Genomic DNA, 24,116 nt, shown 5'->3' with positions numbered 1-24,116 from the left:
CGCGGAAGGCGTTACAAACGTCCCGGACGACGCCTACAGGGAGGGCGTACGCGTCGTCCGGGACGTTCCGGCGCGGCTGGTCAGCTCGTGGTGGCGGTGTTGATCGCCCGGGCGTAGTCGGCGGCCGTGCCCTGCGCCGAACACTTCTTGATGTCGTCGTAGAGCCACATGAACCCGCCAGGGATGCCCGCGGACGACTTCCACGACCGCATGCGGCTCTCCACCTGCGAAGGCGAGTCGCCCGACGAGCAGCCGGAGCCGTTCTTGCTCCACAGGCCAGGATCGACCGGCATGCCGAGCGACTGCGACCACGTCGCCGGGTTGTTGCCGCTTCCACCCGCGTACGCCTGGAGGTACACACGGTCGACCAGGCCGCCGAGCCCGTTCTTCACGCCCTGCCAGTACGAGACGGCCGTGTACGGCGCGAGCGTGAAGTTGCGATACCCCATGGCGTTCGCCATCCGCGCGAAGGTGACGGTGGAGTCGACGTCGTAATGCGACTCGTCGTCGTTGTTGATCGCGTCCGCTCCGGTGGCGTTTTTCAACGCCAGGAAGTTGCGGTACAGGATGGTCCCGCTGCCGGTGCCGTCGCGCGTGATCAGGTTGTCGATGGCTTCCCAGTCCGGCGTGCCCCAGGCGCCCACCGAGACCTCGATGCGGTCGACCGACGTCGGAGCCTGTTTCAGCGTCCGGAGCCGGGCCGGCCATCCGGCGTCGCCGACGTACTGGCCGCCCGACACCACGAGGTGGTCGTTGTAATAGAGGTCGCCGTTGTCGTGGACGTGGATGCTCCACAAGATGACCGTGGTGAACCCGGAAGAGCGCAGGACGTCCATGACCGCCTGTCCGTCCTGATAGAACGGTCCCCCGCCGTAGATCGCGGACCGCCCGGCCGCTGGAGCTTCGACGGCGGTCGCTTGACTCATCGGGACGATCGCGACACTCGTCGTGGCGACCACGACGGCCACCATCGCACGCACCCAGGTCCACCGCATCAGGTCAGCTCCCTTCGGTCCGACTGGGAGGGTATGAGATTTTCCAACGCCACAGCCAGGTTTGTTCACCGATCTGTCCGATGGAATAGACCATTCAGCTCACGCCACCAGTCGCCCGGGGCGGTCGCGAGTGGCGATTCGGATCAGAGCCGAGAGCGCTCCAGGTACCTGCGGTGGCTGGGTCGCGGATCTTCACGCCTTCCCAGTAACGAGCAAGGCCACGCGCCGTCGTTGTAACCGGTGGAGCGACTGGGGTCACCGAGGTGTGGTCCCGGTCCGTGAAGGCCTCCTTCCCTACTGTCAGGGTAGGGAAGGAGGCCTTCACGGACCACGGTCCCGACCTGGCAGCATCGCAAGTAGGGGACTAAACGCGGGCACCGGAAGCCGCGCCGGCCTGCTCCTCGAAGATCAGCCAGGTCCGCGTGGAGCGCACGCCGTCCAGGGCTTGCAGGCGTTCCAGGACGACGTCGCTCAGCGACGCGTTGTCGGGCGTCCGCACCAGCAGCAGGATGTCGAAGTCGCCGCCGACGAGTGACACGTGTTCGACGTACGGGATCTCCCGCAGTTCGGCGGACATCGTGCGCCATGACGTCTGCTCGACGGTGATCAGGATGTACGCGCTGGTCCCCAGTCCTGCTCGCCGCGGATCGATCCGAGCGCCGAAGCCGGTGATGACGCCTTCGGACATCAGCCGTTCCAGTCGGGCGTAAGCGTTCGTGCGCGAGATGTGCAGCCGTTCGGCCAGTGCGCGGACGGCGAGCCTGCCGTCGGCGGAAAGCTCGGCGAGGATGGCGCGGTCGATGTCGTCGAGAGCAAGGACCGTTCGTCCCGGATCCGGTCCGTGAGCCACGCCACTTGTGGACGTCTGGCGCTGCTGAACCGATCCCGAAGACCGTTTGTCGCTCATTTCGCCTGCCTCTTGAACACACGGACTCCGGAAACCACCATCTCAGCATCATATGTCTGTGAAAGGTGGTGTTGCGCCATGTCGCGGGAGACACCTGCCGACGCGTTGCTGCCGTCCCCGGTGCCGGTGCGGTTCCTCGCCGAGGACGGCACGCGCGTCGACGAGCACGGCGGTTACACCGAGCCGCCCGCGGAACGTCTCGTCGAGGCCTACCGGCTGATGGTGCTCGGACGCCGGTTCGACGTCCAGGCGACCGCGCTGACCAAACAGGGCCGTCTCGCGGTCTACCCGTCGAGCGCCGGTCAGGAGGCCTGCCAGGTCGCGAGCGCGCTCGCCCTCACCGACGCCGACTGGCTCTTCCCCACCTACCGCGACTCGGTCGCGCTGGTCGCCCGCGGCCTCGAACCGGGCGAGATCCTGACGCTGCTCCGCGGCGACGCGCACTGCGGGTACGACCCCGCCAAGACCCGCGTCGCTCCCCAGTGCACGCCGCTGGCCACGCAGACCCTCCACGCAGCCGGGCTCGCGCACGCGATGCGGCGCCGCGGCGAAGAGGCCGTCGCGTTCGCGCTCATCGGCGACGGCGCCACGAGCGAGGGTGACTTCCACGAGGCACTCAACTTCGCGGCCGTCTTCAAGGCGCCCGCCGTCTTTTTCGTGCAGAACAACGGTTTCGCGATCTCGGTGCCGTTCGAGAAGCAGAGCGCCGCGCCCGCGCTGGCGTACAAGGGCGTCGGTTACGGCGTCCAGTCGGAGCAGGTCGACGGCAACGACGCGGTCGCCGTGCTGTCGGTCCTGGACGACGCCGTCGCGCATGCCCGCGCCGGACTCGGGCCGGTGCTGGTCGAGGCCCACACCTACCGGATCGACGCGCACACCAACGCCGACGACGCCACCCGCTACCGCGACGCCGCCGAGGTCGAGAAGTGGCGCGCGGCCGACCCGGTCCGGCGTCTCGAGACCTACCTCACGAGCCGGAACCTGGTGTCCGAACAGGACATCGAGCGGTTCCGCGCCGAAGCCGAGTCCTTCGCGGCCGGAGTGCGCGACACCCTCAACGCCGACGTCGAGCCTGACCCGCTCTCCCTGTTCGAGCACGTCTACGCCGAGCCGACCCGCCATCTGGCCGCCCAGCGCGCCCAGGTCGCCGCCGAACTCGAAGCACTGGAGGCCTGATGACCGAGATCTCGATGGCCCAGGCGCTCAACGCCGCCCTGCGCGACGCCGTCAAGGACGACGACCGCGTACTGATCTTCGGTGAGGACGTCGGCCCGCTCGGTGGCGTCTTCCGGGTGACCGACGGCATCACCGCCGACTTCGGCGAGGAGCGGTGCTTCGACACTCCCCTGGCCGAGTCCGGCATCGTCGGCTTCGCGGTCGGGATGGCGATGGGCGGCTTCCGGCCGGTGGTCGAAATGCAGTTCGACGCCTTCGCCTACCCCGCTTTCGAGCAGATCACCTCGCATGTCGCGAAACTGCGCAACCGCACTCGCGGCGCGCTTTCGCTGCCGATGGTCATCCGCATTCCCTACGCCGGCGGGATCGGCGGCGTCGAGCACCACTGCGATTCGAGCGAGGCGTACTACACCCACACGCCCGGCCTGCGCGTCGTCACGCCCGGCACCCCGCAGGACGCCTATGACCTGCTGCGCGACTCGATCGACTCGCCGGATCCGGTCATCTTCCTCGAACCCAAGTGCCGCTACTGGTCCAAGGAGTCCGTCTCGTTCACCCGCGACGGCGCCGCCATGGATCGCGCGGTCGTACGCCGCGAAGGCAAGGACGTCACACTGATCGCCTACGGCCCGATGCTCGCGACGGCGATGGAGACCGCCGAAGCCGCGACCGCCGAGGGCTGGGACGTCGAGGTGGTCGACCTCCGTTCGCTGAACCCGTTCGACGACGAGACCGTCACCGCCTCGGTGCGCCGCACCGGACGCGCGGTCGTCGTCCACGAGGCCGCCGGGTTCGGCGGTTACGGCGCCGAAGTGGTCGCGCGGGTCACCGAGCAGTGCTTCCACCAGCTGCACGCGCCCGTTCTGCGCGTCACCGGACTCGACATCCCTTACCCGCCGCCGAAACTGGAGCGCCATCAGCTTCCGGACGTCGACCGGATCCTGGACACCATCGCCCGGCTGCAGTGGAACGACGAACCGGTGGTGGCCGGTGCCTGACTTCCTGCTCCCGGACCTCGGCGAAGGACTGACCGAGGCCTCGATCGTCAACTGGCTCGTCGCGGAAGGCGACACCGTCGGCGTCGATCAGCCCGTCGTCGAGGTCGAGACCGCGAAAGCCGCGGTCGAGGTACCCGTGCCGTTCGCCGGCGTCGTCACCCGTCTTCACGGCGAACCCGGCCAGTCGCTGCCGGTCGGCGCTCCCCTGCTCACCATCGGCCCCGGCTTCGCCGAACCCGGCGTGACGACGGCGAGTGAGGGCAGCGGCAACGTCCTCATCGGCTACGGGACCACGGCCACGACACGCCGTCGCCGGACGCGCACCGTCGTCACCGCTCCCGGGAAGCCGCCGAAAGCACCGGGCGTGATCTCGCCGTTCGTGCGCAAGATGGCCGCCGACAACAGGATCGACCTCTCGAAGCTGGCCGGGAGCGGCCCCGGCGGCCTGATCCGGCGTGCCGACGTCGAAGCGGCGCTCACCGTTCCCGAGCCGCGCGAGGGCGAGACGCGGATCCCGCTGACCGGGCTCCGCAAAGCCGTCGCCGACAAGCTGACGACCTCGCGGCGCCAGATCCCCGAAGCCACGGTGTGGGTCGACGTCGACGCGACCGGACTCGTCGCCGCCCGCAAGTCTCTCAACGCTTCCGCACCGGATCGCCCGGTAAGTCTTCTCGGCCTGATCGCCCGGTTCGCCGTCGCGGGTCTGAAGAAGTTCCCCGAACTGAACTCGCGGGTCGAAGGCGACGAGATCGTCCAGCTGCGCGACATCAACCTCGGGTTCGCCGCTCAGACCGACCGAGGGCTCGTCGTGCCGGTCGTCCGCGACGCGGGCTCACTGTCCACAAGGGAGCTTTCGGCGGCGATCGGCGAACGGGCCACCCAGGCACGGGAAGGCAAACCGGGCCCCGCGGGCGGCACGTTCACGGTGAACAACTACGGCGTGTTCGGGGTGGACGGTTCCGCCGCCATCATCAACCACCCGGAGGCGGCGATCCTCGGCATCGGCCGGATCATCGACCGCGCCTGGGTGGTCGACGGTGCGCTCGTCCCCCGGAAGATCTGCGAGCTGACGCTGGCGTTCGACCATCGGGTGTGCGACGGCGGCACCGCGGGCGGCTTCCTGCGGTTCGTCGCCGACTGCGTCGAATCGCCGGTCACCGCGCTCGGCGACCTGTAACCGGATCTCCCGTGCGCAGAGACGGATCTCGCGTGCTCGGATGCCGCACACCCGAGTGCGGGGTCCAGGCACGCGAGTCACGGGCCCGAGTACGCGAGTCACGGCGCCGAGACCGGTAACCGGACATACAACGCGTGGTTGTGGACCGGCAACGACCCGTTGTTCGACTTCGGGGCGGCGGCTTGCTTTGATCTCGCGGTGGGCGGGCGGTCGCTGGGGCGACGATTCGGATGGCTTTGGGCGGCGTACGCGGCGAGCGCCTTCGGGACGAGGTTCGCGTTCGACGCGTTCAGCCTGATCGCGATCGTCGTGCTGGGTGCCGGGACGACCGAGGTCTCGCTGCTGGCGGCGACCGGTCTCGTGGTCGGTGCCGTGGTCGCGCTGCCGCTCGGGCCGTGGGTGGAGTTCCGCCGCAAACGGCCGGTGATGATCGCGATGGACCTGGTCCGCTGCGCGGCGCTGCTCACCATCCCGGTGGCGTACGCGCTGGGATGGCTCGGCTTCGGCCAGCTTCTCGTCGTGTCGGTGATCGTCGCCGCGGCGGACATCACGTTCCTCGCCGCGAGTGGCGCCTTCCTGAAAACGCTGCTGCCAAAGGAAGACCTGCTCGTCGCGAACGCCAGGTTCGAGTCCACGACCTGGACCGCGACCGTGCTCGGGCCGCCGCTCGGCGGCTTCGCCGTCGGCCTCTTCGGACCGGTGACGACGATCGCCGCCGACGCGGTCAGCTACCTGCTCTCCGCGGCCGGGATCCGGGCCATCGGCGGTTCCGAGCCCCGGCCCGAGCGGCCGGAAGGTCCTCGGCTGAGCGGCCGGGACCTGCGTGAAGGGTGGCGTTTCATTCTCACCCATCCGTTGCTGCGCCCTTTGTTCTTCAACACGCTCGTGGTCAACGGCCTGATCATGGCCACCGCGCCGCTGTTCGCCGTCCTGATGCTCGGCCAACTCGGGTTCGCCCCGTGGGAGTACGCGCTCGCGTTCGCCATCCCCTGCCTCGGCGGGCTGCTCGGGTCGCGGCTGTCCCGGTCGATCGTCGCCGGATACGGCCGGGACCGCGTCCTGCTCGTGGCCGGTACGGTGCGCGTCTGCTGGCCGGTCGGGCTGGTCTTCATCCACCCCGGGGTGTCGGGGATCGTGCTGGTCGTGGTCGTCGAATTCGCCCTGATCACCTGCATCGGCGTGTTCAACCCGGTGCTCGCCACCAGCAGGCTCGAACAGGTGTCCCTCGACCGCGCGGCGCGCACGCTTTCGGCCTGGTCGATCGCCGGAAAACTCACCACGGCCTGCCTGACGGCGCTGTGGGGACTGCTCGCCGCCTTCACCGGACCGCGTGCCGCGGTGGGGATCGCCGGCTTGCTCCTCCTGGCGACGCCGCTGCTGCTGCCCTGGAACCGTCGGACCCCTGTGCCAGGATCGGCGCATGGCGATCAAGCGGGTGGTTCCGAATCTGGAAAGCAAGTCGCTGGAGCAGGCGAAAGCCTTCTACGAGCGGGTGCTCGGCTTCGAGGTGGTGATGGATCACGGCTGGATCGTGACGCTGGCGGATCCGGCCCGGCCCGGCGTACAGCTGAGCCTGATGACGCATGACGAGACCGGTCCCGTAGTGCCGGTGGCTTCGATCCAGGTCGACGACGTCGACGCGGCGTACGCGGAGGCGAAGGCGTCCGGCGCGGAGATCGTGCACGACCTGACCGACGAAGCGTGGGGTGTGCGGCGGTTCTTCGTCCGCGACCCCGACGGCCACGTGGTGAACGTGCTCTCCCACAACTGAGGCGTTCGGCCCAGCGCGTTGGCCCCCACGGCGGGTTTCATCAAAATTTCATGACGCATCCCTAACGTTCCGACACGCACCGTAGTCGAATGGAAGGGACGAGAATGTGAAGAAACTCAGGGGGGTTCTGCTGGCGGCCGCACTGGCCACCGGGCTGATCGGCGCCGTCGCGCCGGCGGCCCAAGCCGACCAGGCGCGCTACTACATCCTCATCGGCGGCACCTGCGACGGCGCCGCGACCGTGTACAACGACGCCTGGTTGCGGGGCGGGATCCGGAAGGTGGTCCACTACCCGGCCGGTGCCGCGGGGCTGCCGAACTGCGACCAGACGCCGATGGACCAGAGCGTCGCACGCGGGCACGAAGAAGCCCGTCGCGTGGTGCAGAGCTCTTTCGCCGAGAATCCGGGCGCGGAGTTCACCGTCGTCGGCTATTCCCAGGGCGCGCTGGTCGCGAACCGGGTGCTGAACGACATCGCCGACGGGAACCTGGGCGTGGACAAGTCCCGGTTCTCCGCGAAGATCTTCGCGGACCCGATGCAGCCCGTCGGTCCTCCGGGACGCGGGATCAGCGCGGTGCTCCCGCCGGGCACCGGGGCGCCGTCGCCGTTCGGCGGCTACGTCTCGTTCGGTCCGGGCCGCACCGATTTCGGTGGCATCCCGTTCATCCGCTACTGCATCGAGACCGACGGCGTCTGTCACTTCGACACCTTCGAAGCTCCGGGCGGGTATTTCGCGCAGCACCTCTGCTACCAGTGGGCGCGTCCGGCGGACAACCGCTCGATCATGGAGGACACGATCGCGGACGGCGTGTACACCAACGGTTCGCACGCACTGCCGCGGCAGAACTGCCGTCCGCCGCACCCGGCGTGACCGGCTGAAGGCCATTGTCGTCCGGCGCCCGATAACCGGGTGACAGCGGTCGGAGCAATGGCCCGCCCACGGTTTCGTGGGCGGGCCATCGTCGTACTACCCGACAGCCCGCACCTCCGGTGCCGGCGCGTAGCCGGTCGGCCGGGCGGTGAACGTGCCCCGGCCCTGCGTCCGGCTGCGCAGCCGGGTCGCGTAGCCGAACAGTTCGGCCAGCGGCACGGTCGCGGAGACCACCGTCGTGCCCGCCCGCATCGTCGAGCCCAGCACCCGTCCCCGCCGGGCGGCGAGGTCGCCGAGCACCACGCCGATGGCGCTTTCGGGCACGGTGACCGTGACCTCGACGACCGGCTCCAGCAGCGTCATCGCACCGGCACGCAACGCCTCACGGAGCGCGAACCGGCCGGCCGTGCGGAACGCCATATCCGACGAGTCCTTCGAATGGGTGACACCGTCGGTCAGCGTCACCCGCACGCCGGTCACCGGATGTCCGCCGAGAGGCCCTTCGGCCAGCGCGTCACGACAACCCGCTTCGACAGCGCGGACGTACTCCTGCGGAACCCGGCCACCGACCACAGTGGACCGGAACTCGAACTCTCCCTCCTCCAGTGGTTCCGTGTCGACGACGACGTGAGCGAACTGCCCGGCGCCGCCGTCCTGTTTGACATGCCGGTAGACGAAGCCGGACACCCCGCGGGCGACCGTCTCCCGGTAAGCGACCCGAGGCCGCCCGACACCGACGTCCAGCCCGTGATCGCGGCGGATCTTCTCCACCGCCACCTCCAGATGCAGCTCGCCCATCCCCGAAAGCAGGGTCTGACCGGTTTCGCGATCGGTCCGGATCACCAGCGAAGGATCCTCCTCGACCAGCCGCGTCAGCGCCGACATCAGCCGTTCGGCGTCCGTGCCCGTGCGGGCTTCCACGGCGACCGAAACGACCGGATCCGCGGCGACCGGCGGTTCGAGCAGGAGCGGGGCCGACGGGGTGCACAGCGTCGTGCCGGCACGGGCCGACTTCAGCCCGACCACCGCGGCGATGTCGCCCGCCACCGCGCTGTCCACCCGCGTATGCCGGTCCGCCTGGACCCGCAGGATGCGGCCGACGCGTTCGGTACGACCGGTATCCACGTCCACCACCGCCTCCGAAGTCCTGATCGTGCCCGAATAGACCCGCAGGTAGGTCAGCCGCCCGGTGGCGGTCGCGGTCACCTTGAACACCAGCGCCGAGAACGGTGCCGACGGATCGGCGGGTCGTTCCTGTTCCGTTCCTTCGTACTCACCACGCACCGGCGGAACGTCCGACGGCGAGGGCAAGTAGGCCACCACGGCCTCCAGCAGCGGCTCGACACCGCGGTTGCGGTAGGCCGAACCGCACAGCACCACGAGGCCGTCCCCGGTCCGGGTCAACTCGCGCAGCGCCGAGCGCAGCGTCTCCGCCGAAACCGTCGACGACTCGCAGAACTCCTCCAGCGCGGCCGGATGGAGTTCCGCCACGGCCTCTTCGAGCAGCCGTCGGCGCCGGTTCGCTTCGTCCACAAGGGACTCCGGAATCGGCCCTGCGACGGCCGTTTCGGCACCGTCGGCCCAGACCAGCGCCCGCATCCGGAGCAGGTCGACGACACCGACGAAGCCGTCTTCCGCCCCGATCGGCAGCTGGACGACCAGTGTTCGCGGATGCAGCCGGTTCCGGATGGACTCGACGGCCGCGTCCAGATCGGCGCCCGCGCGGTCGAGTTTGTTCACGAACGCGATCCGCGGCACGCCGTGCCGGTCGGCCTGCCGCCATACCGATTCGCTCTGCGGTTCGACCCCGGCGACGCCGTCGAACACCGCGATCGCGCCGTCGAGGACGCGCAGCGACCGCTCGACCTCGTCGGCGAAGTCGACATGGCCGGGGGTGTCGATCAGGTTGACGCGGTGGCCGTCCCACGAACAGCTGACCGCGGCGGCGAAAATGGTGATGCCACGGTCGCGCTCCTGGGAATCGAAGTCGGTCACGGTCGTGCCGTCGTGGACCTCACCTCGTTTGTAAGTGGTGCCGGTGACGTACAGGATCCGTTCGGTGAGGGTGGTCTTACCCGCGTCGACGTGGGCGAGGATGCCCAGATTGCGGACGGCGGACAGCGGGACGGCGCGCATGGCACGGTCCTTTCGAGGATGATCTCCGGAAACTCGGACGGCGCGATTCCGGCGAACGCGAGCAGGCGCCCTTCCGCTGTGGACAACGGAAAAGGCGCGCGAAGGGTCAGGCGTTCGTCACGGGTTCCGGTGCGAGCCGCGCGGCGCGCACCGGGTACCCGGAGACACCAGGATCACCTCGTACCGAGCCGAGGGGACGACGACGGCGTAGCGATGACGCACTGTCCTGTCCCTTCTTCGTACGGCTCGATGCGCGGCGAGTGTAGCCAGTGGAGGAACACGCCGGAAAGCGGTTTTCCGCGAGTTCGGGTGACCGACGGTTTCCGGCGGCGACGGTGTCCCTCCATTCGTGGAGACCACGCGAAGAAGGGGCCGACGTCTCGACAACTCGCTGCCGGCTGGTCAGTGACGGCTTCACCGCGGCGATGGCCGCCGTTGTCGCGTTCACCGGCATGCTGGACGCACTGGGCATGCCCGGCAGACGACCGGCCGGAGCACCGCGGGCACCCGCCCTGTCCGGTACCGATCGAGGAGGAGACCGATGACCGACCTCAAGGCGCGAGCCGAAACGCTCCGCGGCCTGCACAGCGGAGACCTGCTGGTCCTGCCGAACGTCTGGGACGCGGCGAGCGCCCAGGTCGTGGCGGAGGCGGGCTATCCGGCGATCGCCACCGCCAGCGCCGCGGTCTCGGCCATGCTCGGCTTCCCCGACGGCGAACGCGCGCCGTGGCAGGAGATGTTCGCGGCGGCCGGCCGGGTCGCCCACGCGGTTTCGGTGCCGGTCACCGTGGACGCGGAGGCCGGCTACGGCCTGGCTCCGGGGGAATTCGTGAGCCAGCTGCTGGAGACCGGCGCCGTCGGCTGCAACCTGGAGGACACCGATCACCGCGCAGGCGGGCTGGTGGACGCGGACCAGCACGCCCAGCGGCTCGCCGACATCCGGGCCGCGGCGACGGACGCGGGCGTCCCGATCGTGATCAACGCCCGCGTCGACACCTTCCTCGGTGACCGCGGCGTCGCCGAACAGGACCGGCTCGCCGAAACGATCCGGCGCGGACGGCTCTACCGGGACGCCGGGGCGGACTGCGTCTACCCGATCGGCGTACGGCGCCGGGACGATCTCGCCGCGCTGGTCACGGAACTCGGGTGCCCGGTCAACGGGAACACCGGTGACGAACTGGATCTGGCCACGCTCCGGGAAATCGGCGTGGCCAGGGTCTCGTACGGTCCCCGCTTCTATCGGGCCGCGCTGGCCGAGTTCAAGACCGCCATCGAGAAGCTGTAGCCCGTACGGGCCCCCTGCCAAGTACATGGCGGCCTCCTTCCTTGCGCTAGACGCAAGGAAGGGGGCCTGCATGTACTTCCGCGGGTGGCCCATACGAGCCGAGCACTGTCCTTTCAGGTCACTTGCAGAAGGCGGTGTCCACAGTGGCCATGACGGCCTTGGCGCCGCGCTCGGCATCGCCGAACGTTCCCGGCATCGCGGTCACCGCGAGCCCGACGGCGCGACCGTCTTCCGTTGCCCCGCCGCGCGTTTCGAATCCGTGGATGTCCCCACCGTGTCCCCAGTACACCCCGCCGCAGCTGAGCGGATTGCTCATCAGCCCGAGACCGTATTTCGTCCCCGGGAACAAGGGCGCGTCGACGGTCTTCCGCATTTCGGCGAGCTGCGCGGCGGGCACCAGCTTGCCGTCGAGCAGGACGCGGAAGACCTTCCCCAGGTCGCTGGGCGTCGAGATCAGCTGACCGGCGGCGCCTCCCCAGGACGGGTCCATTTCGGTCGCGTCGATCACCTTGCCGGTGGCGGCGTTCCCGATCGCGTATCCCTGCGGATGCCGTCCCTGGATGGTCTGATCGCCCACCTGCGGCCAGTAGGTGTTCCGCAGACCGGCCTTCTTGATCACGCGGTCGGTGATCTGCTCGTGGATCGGGCGTCCGGTCACCTTCTCGATCATCATGCCCGCCAGCAGGTAGCCGGTGTTGTTGTACTCCCATTTGGTGCCGGGGGCGAACTTCGCCGGGTGGCTCAGCGCCGCGGCGAGTAGTTCGTGGTTCGGGACGTACCGGTGCTGCACCTTCTCGAAATCCTGCAGTCCGAGGTATTCGCTGTAGTTCGGCAGCCCGCTGGTGTGCTGCAGCAGGTGCCGGACGGTGATCTTGGTGGCGTCGATGCCCTCACCTCGCACGATGCCGGGCAGGTACCTCTCGATCGGGGCGTCCAGTTCCACCTTGCCCTCGGCCACCAGTTGCAGCACCACGACCGCGGTGAACGTCTTCGTGTTGCTGCCGGCCCGGACGGTGCCGTCACGCGGGACGGGGACCTGGCGATCGATGCGCGACGACCCCGCCACCAGCGACGTCGTCCGTCCCCTGCCGGTCACCGACGCCAGCGCGGCCGGGAACTTTTCCTGACTCACCAACGAGTCGAGCCCCTTCTGCAGCTCGGATCCCCGCGATGGCGCCGCGTCCGCCGTGGTGGTCCACGCGGCGCCCAGCAGCCCCGCCACGGTGAGGACCACGACGCCCCTGCGTGTCTTGCTCGTCATTCGCACTCCTTCGTCGACCGGATCAACACCTACGACGATGGTGGAATCGGGCTCGAAGATCAGCAGGGCTGTCTGCCGGATCCCGGGTAGCGCAGGCGCTACCCGGCCCTCGGGAAAATTCTTCTGGCCAACATTCGTCCCACCATTGTCCGAGCGGGATCCGGATGGTTAAGGTCAATTCGATAAGTGGACTAGACCACCGAGGCCGGGAGGCGACGATGCCCCTCGACGAACAGCAGACCTGGGCCATGCTGCGGGAACTCGACGAACCGGGTCACTGGGAGACCCCGCACGACTTCGACGGACCTGCCGCGAGGGCGCGGTTCGAGCGGCTGGCCGTCCGGCTGGAACAACGGTTCGGCTGTTCGTGCCGGGTCGACCGCCACGTCCAGGACGCCAGCCACCTCGGCAGGATCGAGATCCCGGCGAGCGCGACCGCGGGGCCGGCCCATCTGACCGTCACGGTCAGCAATTTCGGCGGCCTTGTCGCGGTGACACTGGGAAACCCGGGCAGCTACGACGAAGACGAGGAACGCGAGCTCTTCCGGCCGCAGGACCGAAGACGGGTCGAAGACGAGCTGGAAGCACTCGGCTACCTGCCCGTCTCCGAACATCCGCTGTGGACGAAGTACACCGGGATCAGCGGTTTCGACGCCCTCTACCCGCCGGACCGGCCACCGTCGTGGTGGGACCGGTTCTTCGACTATCTCTAGACGCGGACGGCCAGCGCGTCGGCGACCTCGACCGCGTTCGGCGTACTGATCAGCAACTCGTCGAAGTGCAGCCCCGAGGCGGCTCGATCGACCTCGACACGGACCGCCGGGACTCCCCTGCGAACCGACACCAGTTGACGGACCCCAGTCCCCAGCCCCCAGAAACCCACCTTCAGCACACCGCTGACCAGCACCCCGGCCCGGCCGCCACGCGCTCGCCCGACCGGCGATTCGACGTACTCGACGGCCCGGATCGCCGCAGGCGGCACGACGACGTCCTCACGCCATACGGCCAGTCGCTCCCACGCCGAGAACCTCACCCGGACCTCGCCACCGACCATGTCCAGCCTCGCCATCACGACCACCTTCCCCGTCTTCTAGCTGATGTAGTTGTTATAGCAAATGTATAGCAGATATCCTTGAGGCGTGTTGCTGACACTCGACCTCGACAGCGAGGTGCCGATCTACCAGCAGATCCGCGATCGGATCGTCGAAGCGATCGCGGACGGGGCGCTGGCCGAAGGCAGCGCCCTGCCCTCCACCAGGCATCTCGGCGCCGATCTCGGGATCAACTTCCACACCGTCAACAAGGCCTACGACCTGCTTCGGAACCAGGGATTCATCCGGATCAACCGCAAGACCGGTGCCGTCGTCCGGCGGGACACGACCTCCGGCCCCGCCGAGGACGGCTACGCGGACGAGTGGCAGGAGCGACTGCGCACGCTGCTCGCCGAAGCCGTCGTGCTCGGCCTGGAACCACGCGAGGTGACCGGCCGCTGCGAGACGGTGCTCGGCTCGTTCGCGGTGAAGAGCGGAACGCGACCGTGAGCGCTCCGGTCTGGCTGCAGCTCGCGCTCGTCGGCTTCATCGCCGCCGTGTTCTGCTCCGCGCCCGCGCTGGCCAGACCGACGCTCCCGTTCGGCGTCCGGATTCCGGCGGGCCGGGTCGGCGAACCCGTCATCGCCCTGGTGCGCCGCCGCTACGACCGCGGTGTCGTGACGACCGCCCTCATCGCCTGCGCGGCCGTCCTCTTCGGCTGGACGACACACGACGTCGTCCTGGTCGCGCTCGTGGTGGTCTATTCGCTGCTCGGGAGCCTGGCGCACCGGTCGATCGTCGCGGCGAGACGGGACGGCGACTGGTACGCCGGAACGCGGCAAGCGGTCGTCGCGGACACTTCGCTGCGTTCCGATCCGGTCCGTCCACAGTGGATTCTTCTGGTACCCGCGATGGTGCTGGCGGCGGTCACCGCGATCGTCGGCCTGTTCGGGGAATTCGAGAGCTTTTCGACGGTCTTCGCCCAGGTCCTGGTCGTCTTGATGCTCGGACTTCTGGCAGTCGCGATCCCTCGGGCCCGTCCCGAGATCGACGCCGCGAGGCCCGCCTCGTCGGCCCGGCGGTATCGGGAATATCTGCACGGCGTGGTCAGCCTCCTGCTGATCTCCGCCGGCTGTGTCAACGCGACCCTGCTGATCGTTTCGCTGCAGCTCTGGGGCGTCTTCGAGACGACGGTGCCGATCACGATCGTCGGCTACCTCCCACTCGTCACCGCGTTCCTCGCATGGACCGTCTTCGCCGTCCGGAACGGTGACGCCGGACATCGGCTGTCACCGTCGAGCGAAGGCCCCGAAACCCGGTACGAACAACGTGACGACGACCGCTACTGGTACGCGGCCGGGATGGTCTACCTGAACCGGAACGACCCGGCGCTACTGGTGCACCGGCGGGTCGGCACCTACTGGACGCTCAACCTCGGGCATCCGATCGCGTGGGTGGTCGTCGCCGCGGTCGCCGTCGCCGGGGTGCTGACCGGGCTCGGCGTCGTCACGCTGCCCGCCAAGGGCGCCTGATCACAGGGCGTTACCCTGAGGCAATGACGTCGCAGAAGACCCCTCAAACGATGAAGCCCGCGACAGCGGCGAAGAAGCTGGGTGTGTACCTCGAAGCCACCCCGGCGGAGTTCCAGGAGGGTGTCGTCTCCCGCGACGAGCTGAACGCGCTGCAGACCGAGCCGCCCGAGTGGCTTCGCGACCTGCGCCGCAACGGGCCGCACCCGCGCCCGGTCATCGCGGCGAAACTGGGCATCTCCATCAGCGGGCTGGCGCGTGGCGGGATCACCGACGCCCTCACCACCGAGCAGATCGACGCGGTCAAGACCGACAACCCCGACTGGCTGCAGCGGGAGCGCGAGACCCAGGCCGAGGTCCGTAAGGAAGAGGCTCGCGTCAAGGCCGCTCGCACCGACACCGACTAGCCCGTGCCGTCCGTCTGATCACGCATGCCGTCCATCTGATCACGTGAGGCGTCCGTCTGATCACGTGAGGCGTCCGTCTGATCACGGCTTACCGGTTCGGAGCGGTCCTAGGTCTCGTCGGTCCGATGGTCGCCAAGGGACGACACTCGTGTTCAGATGGACGGCACGCGTGATCAGGCGGACGGCACGCGTGATCAGGCGGACGGCACCTAGCCCCGGCGGCGGGGTTTCCCTCGTTTGGGGGCGCCTCGCTGACCTGCCCGGCCGCCCGCCGGTGGCTTTCGGCCACCGGACTCGGGGCGTTTGGGCTTCTTGTCCTTGGCCTGCTTCTCTTTCGCCTGCTTTTCCGGGGCCTGCTGCCGCCCGCGCGTGCTGTTGACGGTCCGGCCCCGGACGATCCCGATGAACTGTTCCATCAGATCGGTGGTCTCGTCCTCCGGCCAGGACAGCGCGACACCGGACTCCGGAACGCCGGAGATCGGCCGGTAGGTCAGGTCACGCCGGTGGTGCAGTCGCGCCAAGGACTGCGGGACGACGAGCAGTCCGACACCGGCGGCGACCAGTTCGATGGCGTCCGCCGTGGTGGCGGGCCGCTCGAGCGCGGGTTTCCCCGGTGGCAGCGTCCAGTCGAGCGTGTCGTCGAGCGGATGCAGCACCACTTCGTCGGCGATGTCGTCGGCCGAGACCTCGTCGGCCGCGGCGACCAGATGGTCCTTGGGCACGACGACCACGGTCGTCTCGGTGTACAGCGGGATCGCGTGCAGGCCCTCGCGGTCGATCGGAAGCCTCAGCAGGACGGCGTCCACCTCGCGGTCCCGCACCAGCGCTGCGGCCTCGGCGGCGGTCGTCTGGCCGAGTTCGAGCGGGACGCCGGGCGAACGCTCGTTCCAGATCCGCACCCACTTCGAGGGCGTCACGCCGGGGACGTACGCGAGCTTGAAGGAGAGAGGTACGTCCGGGCCGGTCATGGGGGCAAGGTTACCGGGCGTGGCGTGACTCCTCGTGAGTGGTAAGGACGGTTCTAACCATCCTTACCACTCACGAGCCCCTTGACCGACTACGGCGCGGCGCCCTGGCCACCCGCGCTGCTGGTGCACGTTGACGACCCAGAAGTCCGTGAAGGCCTCCTTGCCTACTTTCAGGGTAGGGAAGGAGGCCTTCACGGACCGGACCTACGACCCGCCGCAGCCAGAACCCAGTGGGTACCCAAGACCCGGGTTGGCTCTCACCGCCTTCACCACTCACGACCAGCCGGGCCGGGTCGGTGCTTTCGCGTGACTGGGTGGACGGCACATGTGATCGGACGGACGACGCCCGTGATCAGACGGACGACACTCGGTGACGTCCGTCCGGCCACGCCAACCCGCCCGACCGTAGGTACCTAAGACACGGTTGGCCCTAACCATCCTTACCACTCACGAGCCGGTTACGGAGTCCAAGCCCCCGAGACCGCCCAGCTCACGTCCTGGTCGTACGACACCGGATTGTCGAAGGGGTGGCCGCCGCCGCTCGCGGCGACGAACACCTCCTCTTGGTAGTGCCGCATGTTCGTGCCCAGTTCGTTCACCGACGCCAGCCGTACCCCGCCGGATCCGGGCTGGGCGCAGAACGTCGCGTCCTTCCGGAACAGGTCGGTGTTCTCGACTCCGCCGAGGCGCACCCGGAAGTCCGCGTGCCGCAGGAAATTGCCCGGATAGTTCCGTGCCTCCAGCGAGTAGCACGACGGATCCGCCAGCCCACGCCGGACGACGAACGTGGCGTCCGCCTTCAGCAACGCCGGGCTCGACGCGTTCACGACGTCGGTCCGGGCGAGGCCGTCACGGTGCCGCAGGTAGCGGTCGGTGAAGCCGGGCGTGGTCACCTTGAACGACCGCGCCTGGTTCAGCGGCAGGTCGGCGCCACTGCGCCACAGCGGACCCGAAGCCGCCCACGTGGTGTCCGCCGCGAAGCCGGCCGCGGTGTCCCACGGGTTCGTTCCGCCACTGCGTGCGAGATAGACGGTCTCGGCGTAGTGGCGGATGTAGGCGCCCCGCTGGTTGAACGACTCCAGTGCCGTGCCCCCGGCGCCTTCCCGCGCGCAGAAGGTCGCGTCGCCCGCGAACTGGGCCGAGCCGTCGTTCGCGTCCTTGCGGATGCGCGACGACGCGTGCCGCAGGAACTGCCCGGGGTAGTTCCTCGACTCGAACGACAGGCACGACGCGTCCGCGAGCCCCTGCCGGGCCCAGAACGTCGCGTCCAGTTTGGCGACGTCCGCACTGCCTTCGCCGAGGACGTCGGTGCGGACGAAGGAGTCCTGATGCCGCAGGTACCGGTCGGTGTACCCGGCCGTGGTGACCCGCAGCGACACCAGTTCGCCCTTGCCGACCTCGGTGCCCTTGGCCATGGCGAGCACCCGCTGGTTGATCTCGCGCACCCGCGCCTCGGTCATCTTCAGCACGCGACGGTCGTAGGTGTAGAAGCCGTTGACCTCGTTCTCCACGTCGTACGGCTCGGTGTAGACCGACGCGGAGAGACCACGCCCGTGCACGAACCGCCCGACCTGCTTGGTGATCTCGACGTACCGGTTGGTCAGCGACGTCTCGTCCGGGTACAGCGCGCCGTACGCGAATCCCTCGCCCGGTTCCCATTCGTGCCCGACGACCTGTCTGCCGAGGCCGCCGTACTCGCCCAGCACCGCGACCCGGCGGGCATCCGGTGGCCGCGTCCCGGTCGAAACCTGGTAGGCGTGGTCGTCGATCACGTCACCGTTGCCCGGGTCCGGATCGGACACACAGCAGTTGGAACCGGAGTTGTGGTTGATCAGCCGCGTGTTGTCGATCGAGCGGACCAGGTCGACGATGCGCCCGGCCTCGTACTCGCCCCAGCCCTCGTTGAACGGGACCCACTGCACGATCGACGTGATCCCCTTGTGCTGGTCGATCATCCGTCGCAGTTCGGACTCGAAGTTCGCGTGTCCATTGGGGACCTCGTCGACCGAGTTCAGCGCGGGCATGTCCTGCCACACCATCAGCCCGAGCCGGTCGGCGTGGTAGAACCACCGCGCCGGCTCGACCTTGATGTGCTTGCGGACCATGTTGAAGCCCAGCGCCTTCTGGCGTTCCAGGTCGAACCGCAGGGCCTCGTCGGTGGGCGCGGTGTAGATGCCGTCCGGCCAGTAACCCTGATCCAGCGTGCCCAGCTGGAAGACGAACTTCCCGTTGAGCAGCGGCCTCATCACGCCACCGACCATCGCCTTGCCCAGCGAGCGCATGCCGAAGTACCCGGTGACGACGTCGCCTCCGGGCAGCCGCACCCGCAGGTCGTAGAGGAACGGGTCGTCCGGAGACCACAGCCGCGCGTTCGGGACCGGCACGCGCAGATGCGAGCCCACGGCACCGGTCGCGGTACCGACCACCTGACCGCCGGAAAGGACCTCGGCGGTGGCCTGTTGCCCGGCCGTGCCCTGGACGACGAGGTCGAGCGCGCCACCGGGGACGTCGGGTGTGGTGTCGAGCCGCGTGATGTGCTCGGCCCGGACGGGTTCGAGCCAGACGGTCTGCCAGATCCCGGACGCCGCCGTGTAGAAGATGCCCTCGGGTACCTTGCGCTGCTTCCCGACCGGATACCGGCTGCCGTCGACAGGCGATGCGACGCCGACGACGATCTCGTTCTCCCCTGCCTTCAGCGCCGGGGTGATGTCGAACGAGAAGGCGTCGAAACCGCCGGTATGGCTCCCGATGGACGTCCCGTTGACCCAGACCCGGGTCTCCCAGGTGACGGCGCCGAAGTTGAGCTTGACCCGGCGTCCGTCCCAAGTGGACGGGACGGTGAAGGTCCGGCGGTAGAACATGTTGTCCTCGTGCCGTTTCACCCCCGAAAGCATCGACTCGATCGGGTAGGGCACGAGGACGTTCTCGCTCAGCGGTCTGCCGATCGGTGGCGAGTTCAGGTTCGGCGCGCCGGTGAATCCCCAGGTGCCGTTGAGGTTCAGCCATTCCGAGCGCACCAGTTGCGGGCGCGGGTACTCGGGCAGCGCGTTCGACGGCGAGACCTGGTCCGTCCACGGGGTCGGGAGCGGAACGGGCGCGGCTTGGGCGACGGGGACGAGTGTCGTCGCGGCGGCCAGCAGACCGGCCACGACGCTCAGGACGCGTGCGGTTCTTCGGTGCATGCGATCTCCCTATCTCCGGGTGGTCGTACGGGCCAGCGACCGCTGCAGAACAACGACCACCAGCAGGAACGCGCCGCTGACCACCGACTGGTAGTTGCTGTCGAGAGTTCCTATCTGGTTGATGACGTTCTGGATGACCGTTCGGATGCCCACGCCGATGACCGTTCCGAGAATCGTGCCCATCCCGCCGGTCAGCAGGGTGCCTCCGATGACGACGACGGAGATGGCGTCCAATTCGAGGCCGACACCGATCACCGTGACACCGGATTGCAGGTAGGCCGCGGTGAGCGCACCCGCGAGCCCGGACAGGACACCGCTCATGACGTAGACGGTGACCTTGGTGCGCGCCACCGGCAGTCCCATCAGCTTCGCGGACTGCTCCGAACCGCCGGTCGCGAACACCGACTGCCCGAACCGGGTCCGCCGCAGCAGCAGCCCGCCGATCAGGCAGAGGGCCGCCGCGATGAACACCGGATAGCCGAAGCCGAACATCGTGCCGCGTCCGAGTTCGACGAACGCCTCGCCCTCGGGGATCTTGTACGTCGTCGCGCCCTCGCTGGTGATCGCCAGGAGCAGACCTCGCGCGAACAGCAGTGTCGCCAGCGTGACGATGAACGGCGCCATCCCGGTCTTCGCCACGAGAAGGCCGTTGATCAGCCCGATCAGCCCGCACACCGCCAGCGGGAGCAGCAGCGCGACGAGGAAACCCCATTGCGACCCGTAGGCCGCGAGGACACCGCCGAGCGCGTAGACCGACCCCACCGAGAGATCGATGCCGCCGGTGATGATCACGAACGTCATCCCGAGTGCGATGATCGCGAGGAACGAGCTCTGCAACGCGATGTCACGCAGGTTGTCGAGGCTGCCGAAGCGCGGGAACAACAGCCACGCCACCGCGACCATGAGCACCAGCGCGATCGCCGCGCCCTGTTTCTGCAGCACTCCGGTCATCAGCTCGCGCCGGGTGGAGTCCTGCCCGGCCAAGGTGGGCGCCGCGGTCATCGGCTGCTCCGTTCCCGTGCGACGTACACCGCGCCGACGATGATCGCGGCCTGGATCATCTGCGCGGTCGAATCCGGCAGGTTGTGCTTGATCAGCGTGGCGCGCACCAGCTGCATGAGCAGGACGCCCATCACCGTGCCGAGGATGCGGACGCGCCCGCCGGTCAGCGGGGTCCCGCCGACCACGACCGCGGTGATCGCGGACAGTTCCATCAGCAGTCCCGCGTCCGCGGGGTCGCCGGCGCCGAGGCGAGCGGTCGAAAGCACCCCGGCGAGTGCGGCGAGCAGCCCGCAGATCGCGTAGACGCCGATGAGGACGCGGGTGACCGGCAATCCGGCCAGCACGCTCGCCCGGCGATTGCCGCCGATCGCGACCAGCCGCCTGCCGAACGCCGTCTTCCCGACCAGCGCCGCCATCAGCACGGCCAGGACGGCCGCGATGAGCACGCTCACCGGGATCCCCAGCACCTCGCCGGTGCCGAGCGCCAGGAACGTCTCGTCGTGCAGCTGGACGAGCTGGCTGTCGGCGAGCACGAGTGCGAGACCGCGCCCGCCGACGAGTAACGCGAGGGTGGCGACGATCGGTTGAATGCCGATTTTCGCCACGAGAACGCCGTTGAGCGCTCCTGCCGCCAGGCCCGCCGCGAGGGCGATGGCGACCGCGGGCAGCGTCCCGGCTCCCAGGTAGAGCGGGATGAGCGCGGCCGACAACGCCATCACCGCACCCACCGAGAGGTCGACTCCCTCGGTGCCGATCACCAGCGCCATCCCGAGCGCGACCACCAGCACCGGCGCCGCCTGGATGAGCTGGGTGCGGAAGTTCCCCACGGTCAGGAAGTTCGCCGTGAACGCGATGTTGAACAACACCAGCGCGACGACGGCGACGTACACGCCGTACTCCTGCAGCCACCGCGCCACCCTGGTCCGGTCCACCGTCTTCGCCGTGTCCGTCATGGTGGTTCCCGGTTCCTCTGTTCTCCGCTGGGTGCTGGTCATTCCCCGCTCCCGCCCGAAGCGATCGCGGCCAGCACGTGATCCTGGGTCAGGTTCTCCCCCGCCAGTTCCCCGACCACCGCGCCGTCCTTGAGCACCACGAGCCGGTCCGCGCCGTCGAGGAGTTCCTCCATCTCCGACGAGATCAGCAGGACGGCCAGCCCGTCACGGGCGAGTTCGTCGATCAGCGCCTGTACCTCCGCCTTGGCGCCGACGTCGATGCCCCGCGTCGGCTCGTCGAGCAGCAGCACCTTGGGTTCCGTGCACAGCCACCGGGCGAGCAGCACCTTCTGCTGATTCCCGCCGGAAAGCTCGGCGACCCTCTGATCGGGGCTGGACACCTTGATGCGCAGCCGTTCGATGAAGGTCTCGACGATCCGGTCCTGCCGGGCACGGCTGACCAGACCGAAGCGCGACAGCTTCGGCAACGCGGCGAGCACGATGTTCTCCCGCACCGAAAGATGCGGGATGATGCCTTCGGTTTTGCGGTCCTCGGCGAGCATGCTGACGCCCGCGCGCATCGCGGCCGCCACATTCCCTTGCGGGACCGCCTTTCCGCCGACGAGCACGGTCCCGCCGGACAGCGGGAGATCGCCGACGATCGCCCGCGCGGTCTCGGTCCGCCCGGAGCCGAGCAGCCCGGCCAGACCGACGATCTCGCCGGGTTTGATCGACACCGAGACGTCGGCGAGCCGGTTCCCGCTGGTGAGGTTCTCGGCGCGCAGCACCGGTTCCCGGCCCGCCTCGTGGTCTCCCTCGAACGCCGTCGCACCGTGGGATCGGATGTCGCCGACACTGCGGCCGAGCATCATCGACACCAGTTCCAGCCGCGGCAGGTCGGCCAGCGGTCCGGTGTGGACCCGCTTGCCGTCCCGCAGCACCGTCACGCGGTCGCAGATCCGGTACAGCTCGTCCATCCGGTGACTGACGTACACGATCGCGATCCCGCGTTCGTGCAGCCTGCCGATGACCTCGAACAGCGTCTCGACCTCACGCGGTTCCAAAGAGGACGTCGGCTCGTCCATGATCACGACGTCGGCGTCGACCGAAACCGCGCGGGCCAGCGCGACCATCTGCTGGGCGCCGACGCCGAGTGTCCCGAGTGGACGGCGGACGTCGGCTTCGATCCCGTAGTCCGCCAGCAACGCCGCGGCGTCGGAGTTCATCCGCGCCCAGTCGACGAAGCCGAACCGGGTCCTCGGCTCGCGGCCGAGGTACACGTTGCTCGCCACGCTCATCAGCGGGATGAGGTTGACCTCCTGGTAGATCGTGGAGATCGCGCCCCGCGCGTGGATCGTGCCGGAATCGGGCCGGTGCACGCCGGTGAGCACCTTGATCAGCGTCGACTTCCCGGCGCCGTTCTCCCCCACCAGCGCGTGCACCTCGCCCGGTCGCAGCGCGAACGACACGTCGTCGAGCGCGCGCACCCCGGCGAACGTCTTCGTCACGCCTTCGACCTCGAGAACCGATTCCATCGTCAGTACGCGTTCCCGAGCTTCTGCGCGGCGTTCGCCGAGTCATACTGGTCGTCGGAGATCACCACGGTCGGCGGGATCTCCTTGCCGGCGGCGAAGTCCTGCAGCGTCGAGAAGGCGAGCGGACCGAAGCGCGGGTTGGACTCGATCACCGCGTTGTAGCTGCCGTCGGCGATCAGCTGGACGGCGTTGCGGGTGCCGTCGATCGACACGACCTTCACGTCCTTGCCCGGTACCTTGCCCGCGGCCTTCAGCGCGGTGACCGCGCCGATGCCCATCTCGTCGTTCTCCGCGTAGACGGCGGTGATCTCGGGGTTGCTCTGGATCAGCTGCTCCATCACCGCCTGGCCCTTGGAGCGGTCGAACTCACCGGTCTGCTCGGCGACGATCTGGATGCCCGTGGTCGCGGCGATCTCGTCCTTGAAACCCTTGGTGCGGTCCGTGGTCACGTTGTTGCCCGAGGCGCCGAGCAGGATCGCGACCTTGCCGCTGCCACCGGTCGCCTTCACCATCTCCTGCGCCGCGCGCTTGCCCTGCTCGACGAAGTTCGACCCGATGAAGGTGAGGTAATCGGCACACGGCTGCGAGGTCACCTTGCGGTCGATCGTGATGACCGGGACCTTCTTGGCCTTCGCCGCGTCGAGGGCGGGCTGGAGGCCGTCGGAGTTCAGCGGCGCCACGATGAGCAGCTGCGCGCCCCGGTCCAGCAACGACTTGATGTCGCTGACCTGCTTGTTGAGATCGCTCTGTGCGTTGGTGACCAGCAGCTTGTCCGCCGGGATACCGAGTTTCGTGGCTTCGTCCTTGATGGACTGGGTCTCGGCGATCCGGAACGGGTTCGCCTCCTTCTCCGACTGGGAGAAGCCGATGATCGCGTTCTTCACGTCCACCTGCGGGTAGCCGGTCTTCTCGCGGGCGCAGCCCGGCCCCGCGGCCTGGTTCGGCGCCGCCGA

General features: G+C 68.7%; 22 protein-coding genes. 11 read left to right on the top strand and 11 right to left on the bottom strand.

Annotation, left to right across the window (positions count from 1 at the left end; genetic code table 11):
* Positions 1-80: 80 nt before the first annotated feature.
* Both H5J31_RS12910 and H5J31_RS12905 read right to left on the bottom strand, forming a co-directional pair.
* Positions 81-995 (bottom strand): lysyl endopeptidase, encoded by a 915-nt coding sequence (locus H5J31_RS12910; RefSeq protein ID WP_181772765.1) that lies wholly within the window; start codon positions 993-995, stop codon positions 81-83.
* Positions 996-1,359: 364 nt separating this feature from the next.
* Positions 1,360-1,845 carry an Lrp/AsnC family transcriptional regulator gene (locus H5J31_RS12905; RefSeq protein ID WP_181772846.1) on the bottom strand — a complete coding sequence of 162 codons (486 nt, stop codon included), beginning with the start codon at positions 1,843-1,845 and terminating at the stop codon, positions 1,360-1,362.
* Between the two features lie 135 nt (positions 1,846-1,980).
* Between H5J31_RS12905 and pdhA the strand changes: the two genes are divergently transcribed.
* The 6 genes from pdhA (at position 1,981) to H5J31_RS12875 (ending at position 7,895) form a co-directional block, all read left to right on the top strand.
* Positions 1,981-3,078 (top strand): pyruvate dehydrogenase (acetyl-transferring) E1 component subunit alpha, encoded by a 1,098-nt coding sequence (gene pdhA / locus H5J31_RS12900; protein ID WP_181772764.1) that lies wholly within the window; start codon positions 1,981-1,983, stop codon positions 3,076-3,078.
* A complete protein-coding gene (locus H5J31_RS12895; protein WP_181772763.1) occupies positions 3,078-4,076 on the top strand; it encodes an alpha-ketoacid dehydrogenase subunit beta in 999 nt (332 codons plus the stop codon). Before pdhA ends, H5J31_RS12895 begins: the two co-directional genes overlap by 1 nt.
* Positions 4,069-5,253 (top strand): dihydrolipoamide acetyltransferase family protein, encoded by a 1,185-nt coding sequence (locus H5J31_RS12890; protein WP_181772762.1) that lies wholly within the window; start codon positions 4,069-4,071, stop codon positions 5,251-5,253. The genes H5J31_RS12895 and H5J31_RS12890 overlap by 8 nt, the downstream gene beginning before the upstream one ends.
* A gap of 198 nt (positions 5,254-5,451) precedes the next feature.
* Entirely contained in the window at positions 5,452-6,840 is a 1,389-nt protein-coding gene (locus H5J31_RS12885) for an MFS transporter (protein ID WP_181772845.1), read from the top strand.
* On the top strand, positions 6,767-7,024 hold the full coding sequence (locus H5J31_RS12880; RefSeq protein WP_207897971.1) for a VOC family protein: 258 nt from the start codon (positions 6,767-6,769) through the stop codon (positions 7,022-7,024). Before H5J31_RS12885 ends, H5J31_RS12880 begins: the two co-directional genes overlap by 74 nt.
* Positions 7,025-7,130: 106 nt before the next feature.
* Positions 7,131-7,895, top strand: coding sequence for a PE-PPE domain-containing protein (locus H5J31_RS12875; RefSeq protein ID WP_328701466.1), 765 nt, complete (start codon positions 7,131-7,133; stop codon positions 7,893-7,895).
* Between the two features lie 96 nt (positions 7,896-7,991).
* On the opposite strand, the gene fusA is transcribed toward H5J31_RS12875, so the two are convergent.
* Complete coding sequence (gene fusA, locus H5J31_RS12870) at positions 7,992-10,031, bottom strand: elongation factor G (protein WP_181772760.1); 2,040 nt, start codon at positions 10,029-10,031, stop codon at positions 7,992-7,994.
* Between the two features lie 541 nt (positions 10,032-10,572).
* Between fusA and H5J31_RS12865 the strand changes: the two genes are divergently transcribed.
* Entirely contained in the window at positions 10,573-11,316 is a 744-nt protein-coding gene (locus tag H5J31_RS12865) for an isocitrate lyase/PEP mutase family protein (protein WP_181772759.1), read from the top strand.
* Positions 11,317-11,434: 118 nt separating this feature from the next.
* On the opposite strand, the gene H5J31_RS12860 is transcribed toward H5J31_RS12865, so the two are convergent.
* Positions 11,435-12,577: a serine hydrolase domain-containing protein gene (locus H5J31_RS12860; RefSeq protein WP_181772758.1), complete on the bottom strand. Its 1,143-nt coding sequence runs from the start codon at positions 12,575-12,577 to the stop codon at positions 11,435-11,437.
* A gap of 218 nt (positions 12,578-12,795) precedes the next feature.
* On the opposite strand from H5J31_RS12860, the gene H5J31_RS12855 reads away from it, so the two are divergent.
* A complete protein-coding gene (locus H5J31_RS12855; RefSeq protein WP_181772757.1) occupies positions 12,796-13,290 on the top strand; it encodes a hypothetical protein in 495 nt (164 codons plus the stop codon).
* Here H5J31_RS12855 and H5J31_RS12850 read toward each other — a convergent pair.
* On the bottom strand, positions 13,287-13,646 hold the full coding sequence (locus H5J31_RS12850) for a hypothetical protein (protein ID WP_181772756.1): 360 nt from the start codon (positions 13,644-13,646) through the stop codon (positions 13,287-13,289). The two genes, H5J31_RS12855 and H5J31_RS12850, sit on opposite strands and share 4 nt — an antisense overlap.
* A 70-nt stretch (positions 13,647-13,716) precedes the next feature.
* Between H5J31_RS12850 and H5J31_RS12845 the strand changes: the two genes are divergently transcribed.
* Genes H5J31_RS12845 through H5J31_RS12835 form a run of 3 tightly spaced genes read left to right on the top strand, consistent with a single transcriptional unit; the run spans position 13,717 to position 15,544 of the window.
* Positions 13,717-14,118: a GntR family transcriptional regulator gene (locus tag H5J31_RS12845; protein ID WP_181772755.1), complete on the top strand. Its 402-nt coding sequence runs from the start codon at positions 13,717-13,719 to the stop codon at positions 14,116-14,118.
* Positions 14,115-15,140, top strand: a complete 1,026-nt coding sequence (locus tag H5J31_RS12840) for a DUF1648 domain-containing protein (protein ID WP_181772754.1) — start codon at positions 14,115-14,117, stop codon at positions 15,138-15,140. Before H5J31_RS12845 ends, H5J31_RS12840 begins: the two co-directional genes overlap by 4 nt.
* A 50-nt stretch (positions 15,141-15,190) precedes the next feature.
* Entirely contained in the window at positions 15,191-15,544 is a 354-nt protein-coding gene (locus H5J31_RS12835; RefSeq protein WP_207897976.1) for a DUF5997 family protein, read from the top strand.
* A 209-nt stretch (positions 15,545-15,753) separates the two neighbouring features.
* On the opposite strand, the gene H5J31_RS12830 is transcribed toward H5J31_RS12835, so the two are convergent.
* The 6 genes from H5J31_RS12830 to H5J31_RS12805 all read right to left on the bottom strand — a co-directional run.
* Positions 15,754-16,512, bottom strand: coding sequence for a LysR family substrate-binding domain-containing protein (locus H5J31_RS12830; RefSeq protein WP_181772752.1), 759 nt, complete (start codon positions 16,510-16,512; stop codon positions 15,754-15,756).
* A gap of 458 nt (positions 16,513-16,970) precedes the next feature.
* Positions 16,971-19,694, bottom strand: coding sequence for an AbfB domain-containing protein (locus H5J31_RS12825; protein WP_181772751.1), 2,724 nt, complete (start codon positions 19,692-19,694; stop codon positions 16,971-16,973).
* A gap of 9 nt (positions 19,695-19,703) precedes the next feature.
* Positions 19,704-20,696, bottom strand: coding sequence for an ABC transporter permease (locus H5J31_RS12820; RefSeq protein ID WP_181772750.1), 993 nt, complete (start codon positions 20,694-20,696; stop codon positions 19,704-19,706).
* The gene (locus tag H5J31_RS12815) at positions 20,693-21,649 is read right to left on the bottom strand and encodes an ABC transporter permease (RefSeq protein ID WP_181772843.1); all 957 of its coding nucleotides are present in this window, start codon (positions 21,647-21,649) and stop codon (positions 20,693-20,695) included. Before H5J31_RS12815 ends, H5J31_RS12820 begins: the two co-directional genes overlap by 4 nt.
* A 38-nt stretch (positions 21,650-21,687) precedes the next feature.
* The gene (locus H5J31_RS12810) at positions 21,688-23,163 is read right to left on the bottom strand and encodes a sugar ABC transporter ATP-binding protein (protein WP_181772749.1); all 1,476 of its coding nucleotides are present in this window, start codon (positions 23,161-23,163) and stop codon (positions 21,688-21,690) included.
* Positions 23,164-23,165: 2 nt separating this feature from the next.
* The coding region (locus tag H5J31_RS12805) for an ABC transporter substrate-binding protein (protein WP_181772748.1) at positions 23,166-24,116 on the bottom strand (951 nt) is incomplete at its 5' end.

The sequence above is a fragment of the Amycolatopsis pittospori genome (assembly GCF_013870525.1).
Classification (GTDB): domain Bacteria; phylum Actinomycetota; class Actinomycetes; order Mycobacteriales; family Pseudonocardiaceae; genus Amycolatopsis; species Amycolatopsis pittospori.
Note: the sequence above shows the minus strand (reverse complement) of the source record. Positions and strands in the feature narration are given on the sequence as shown.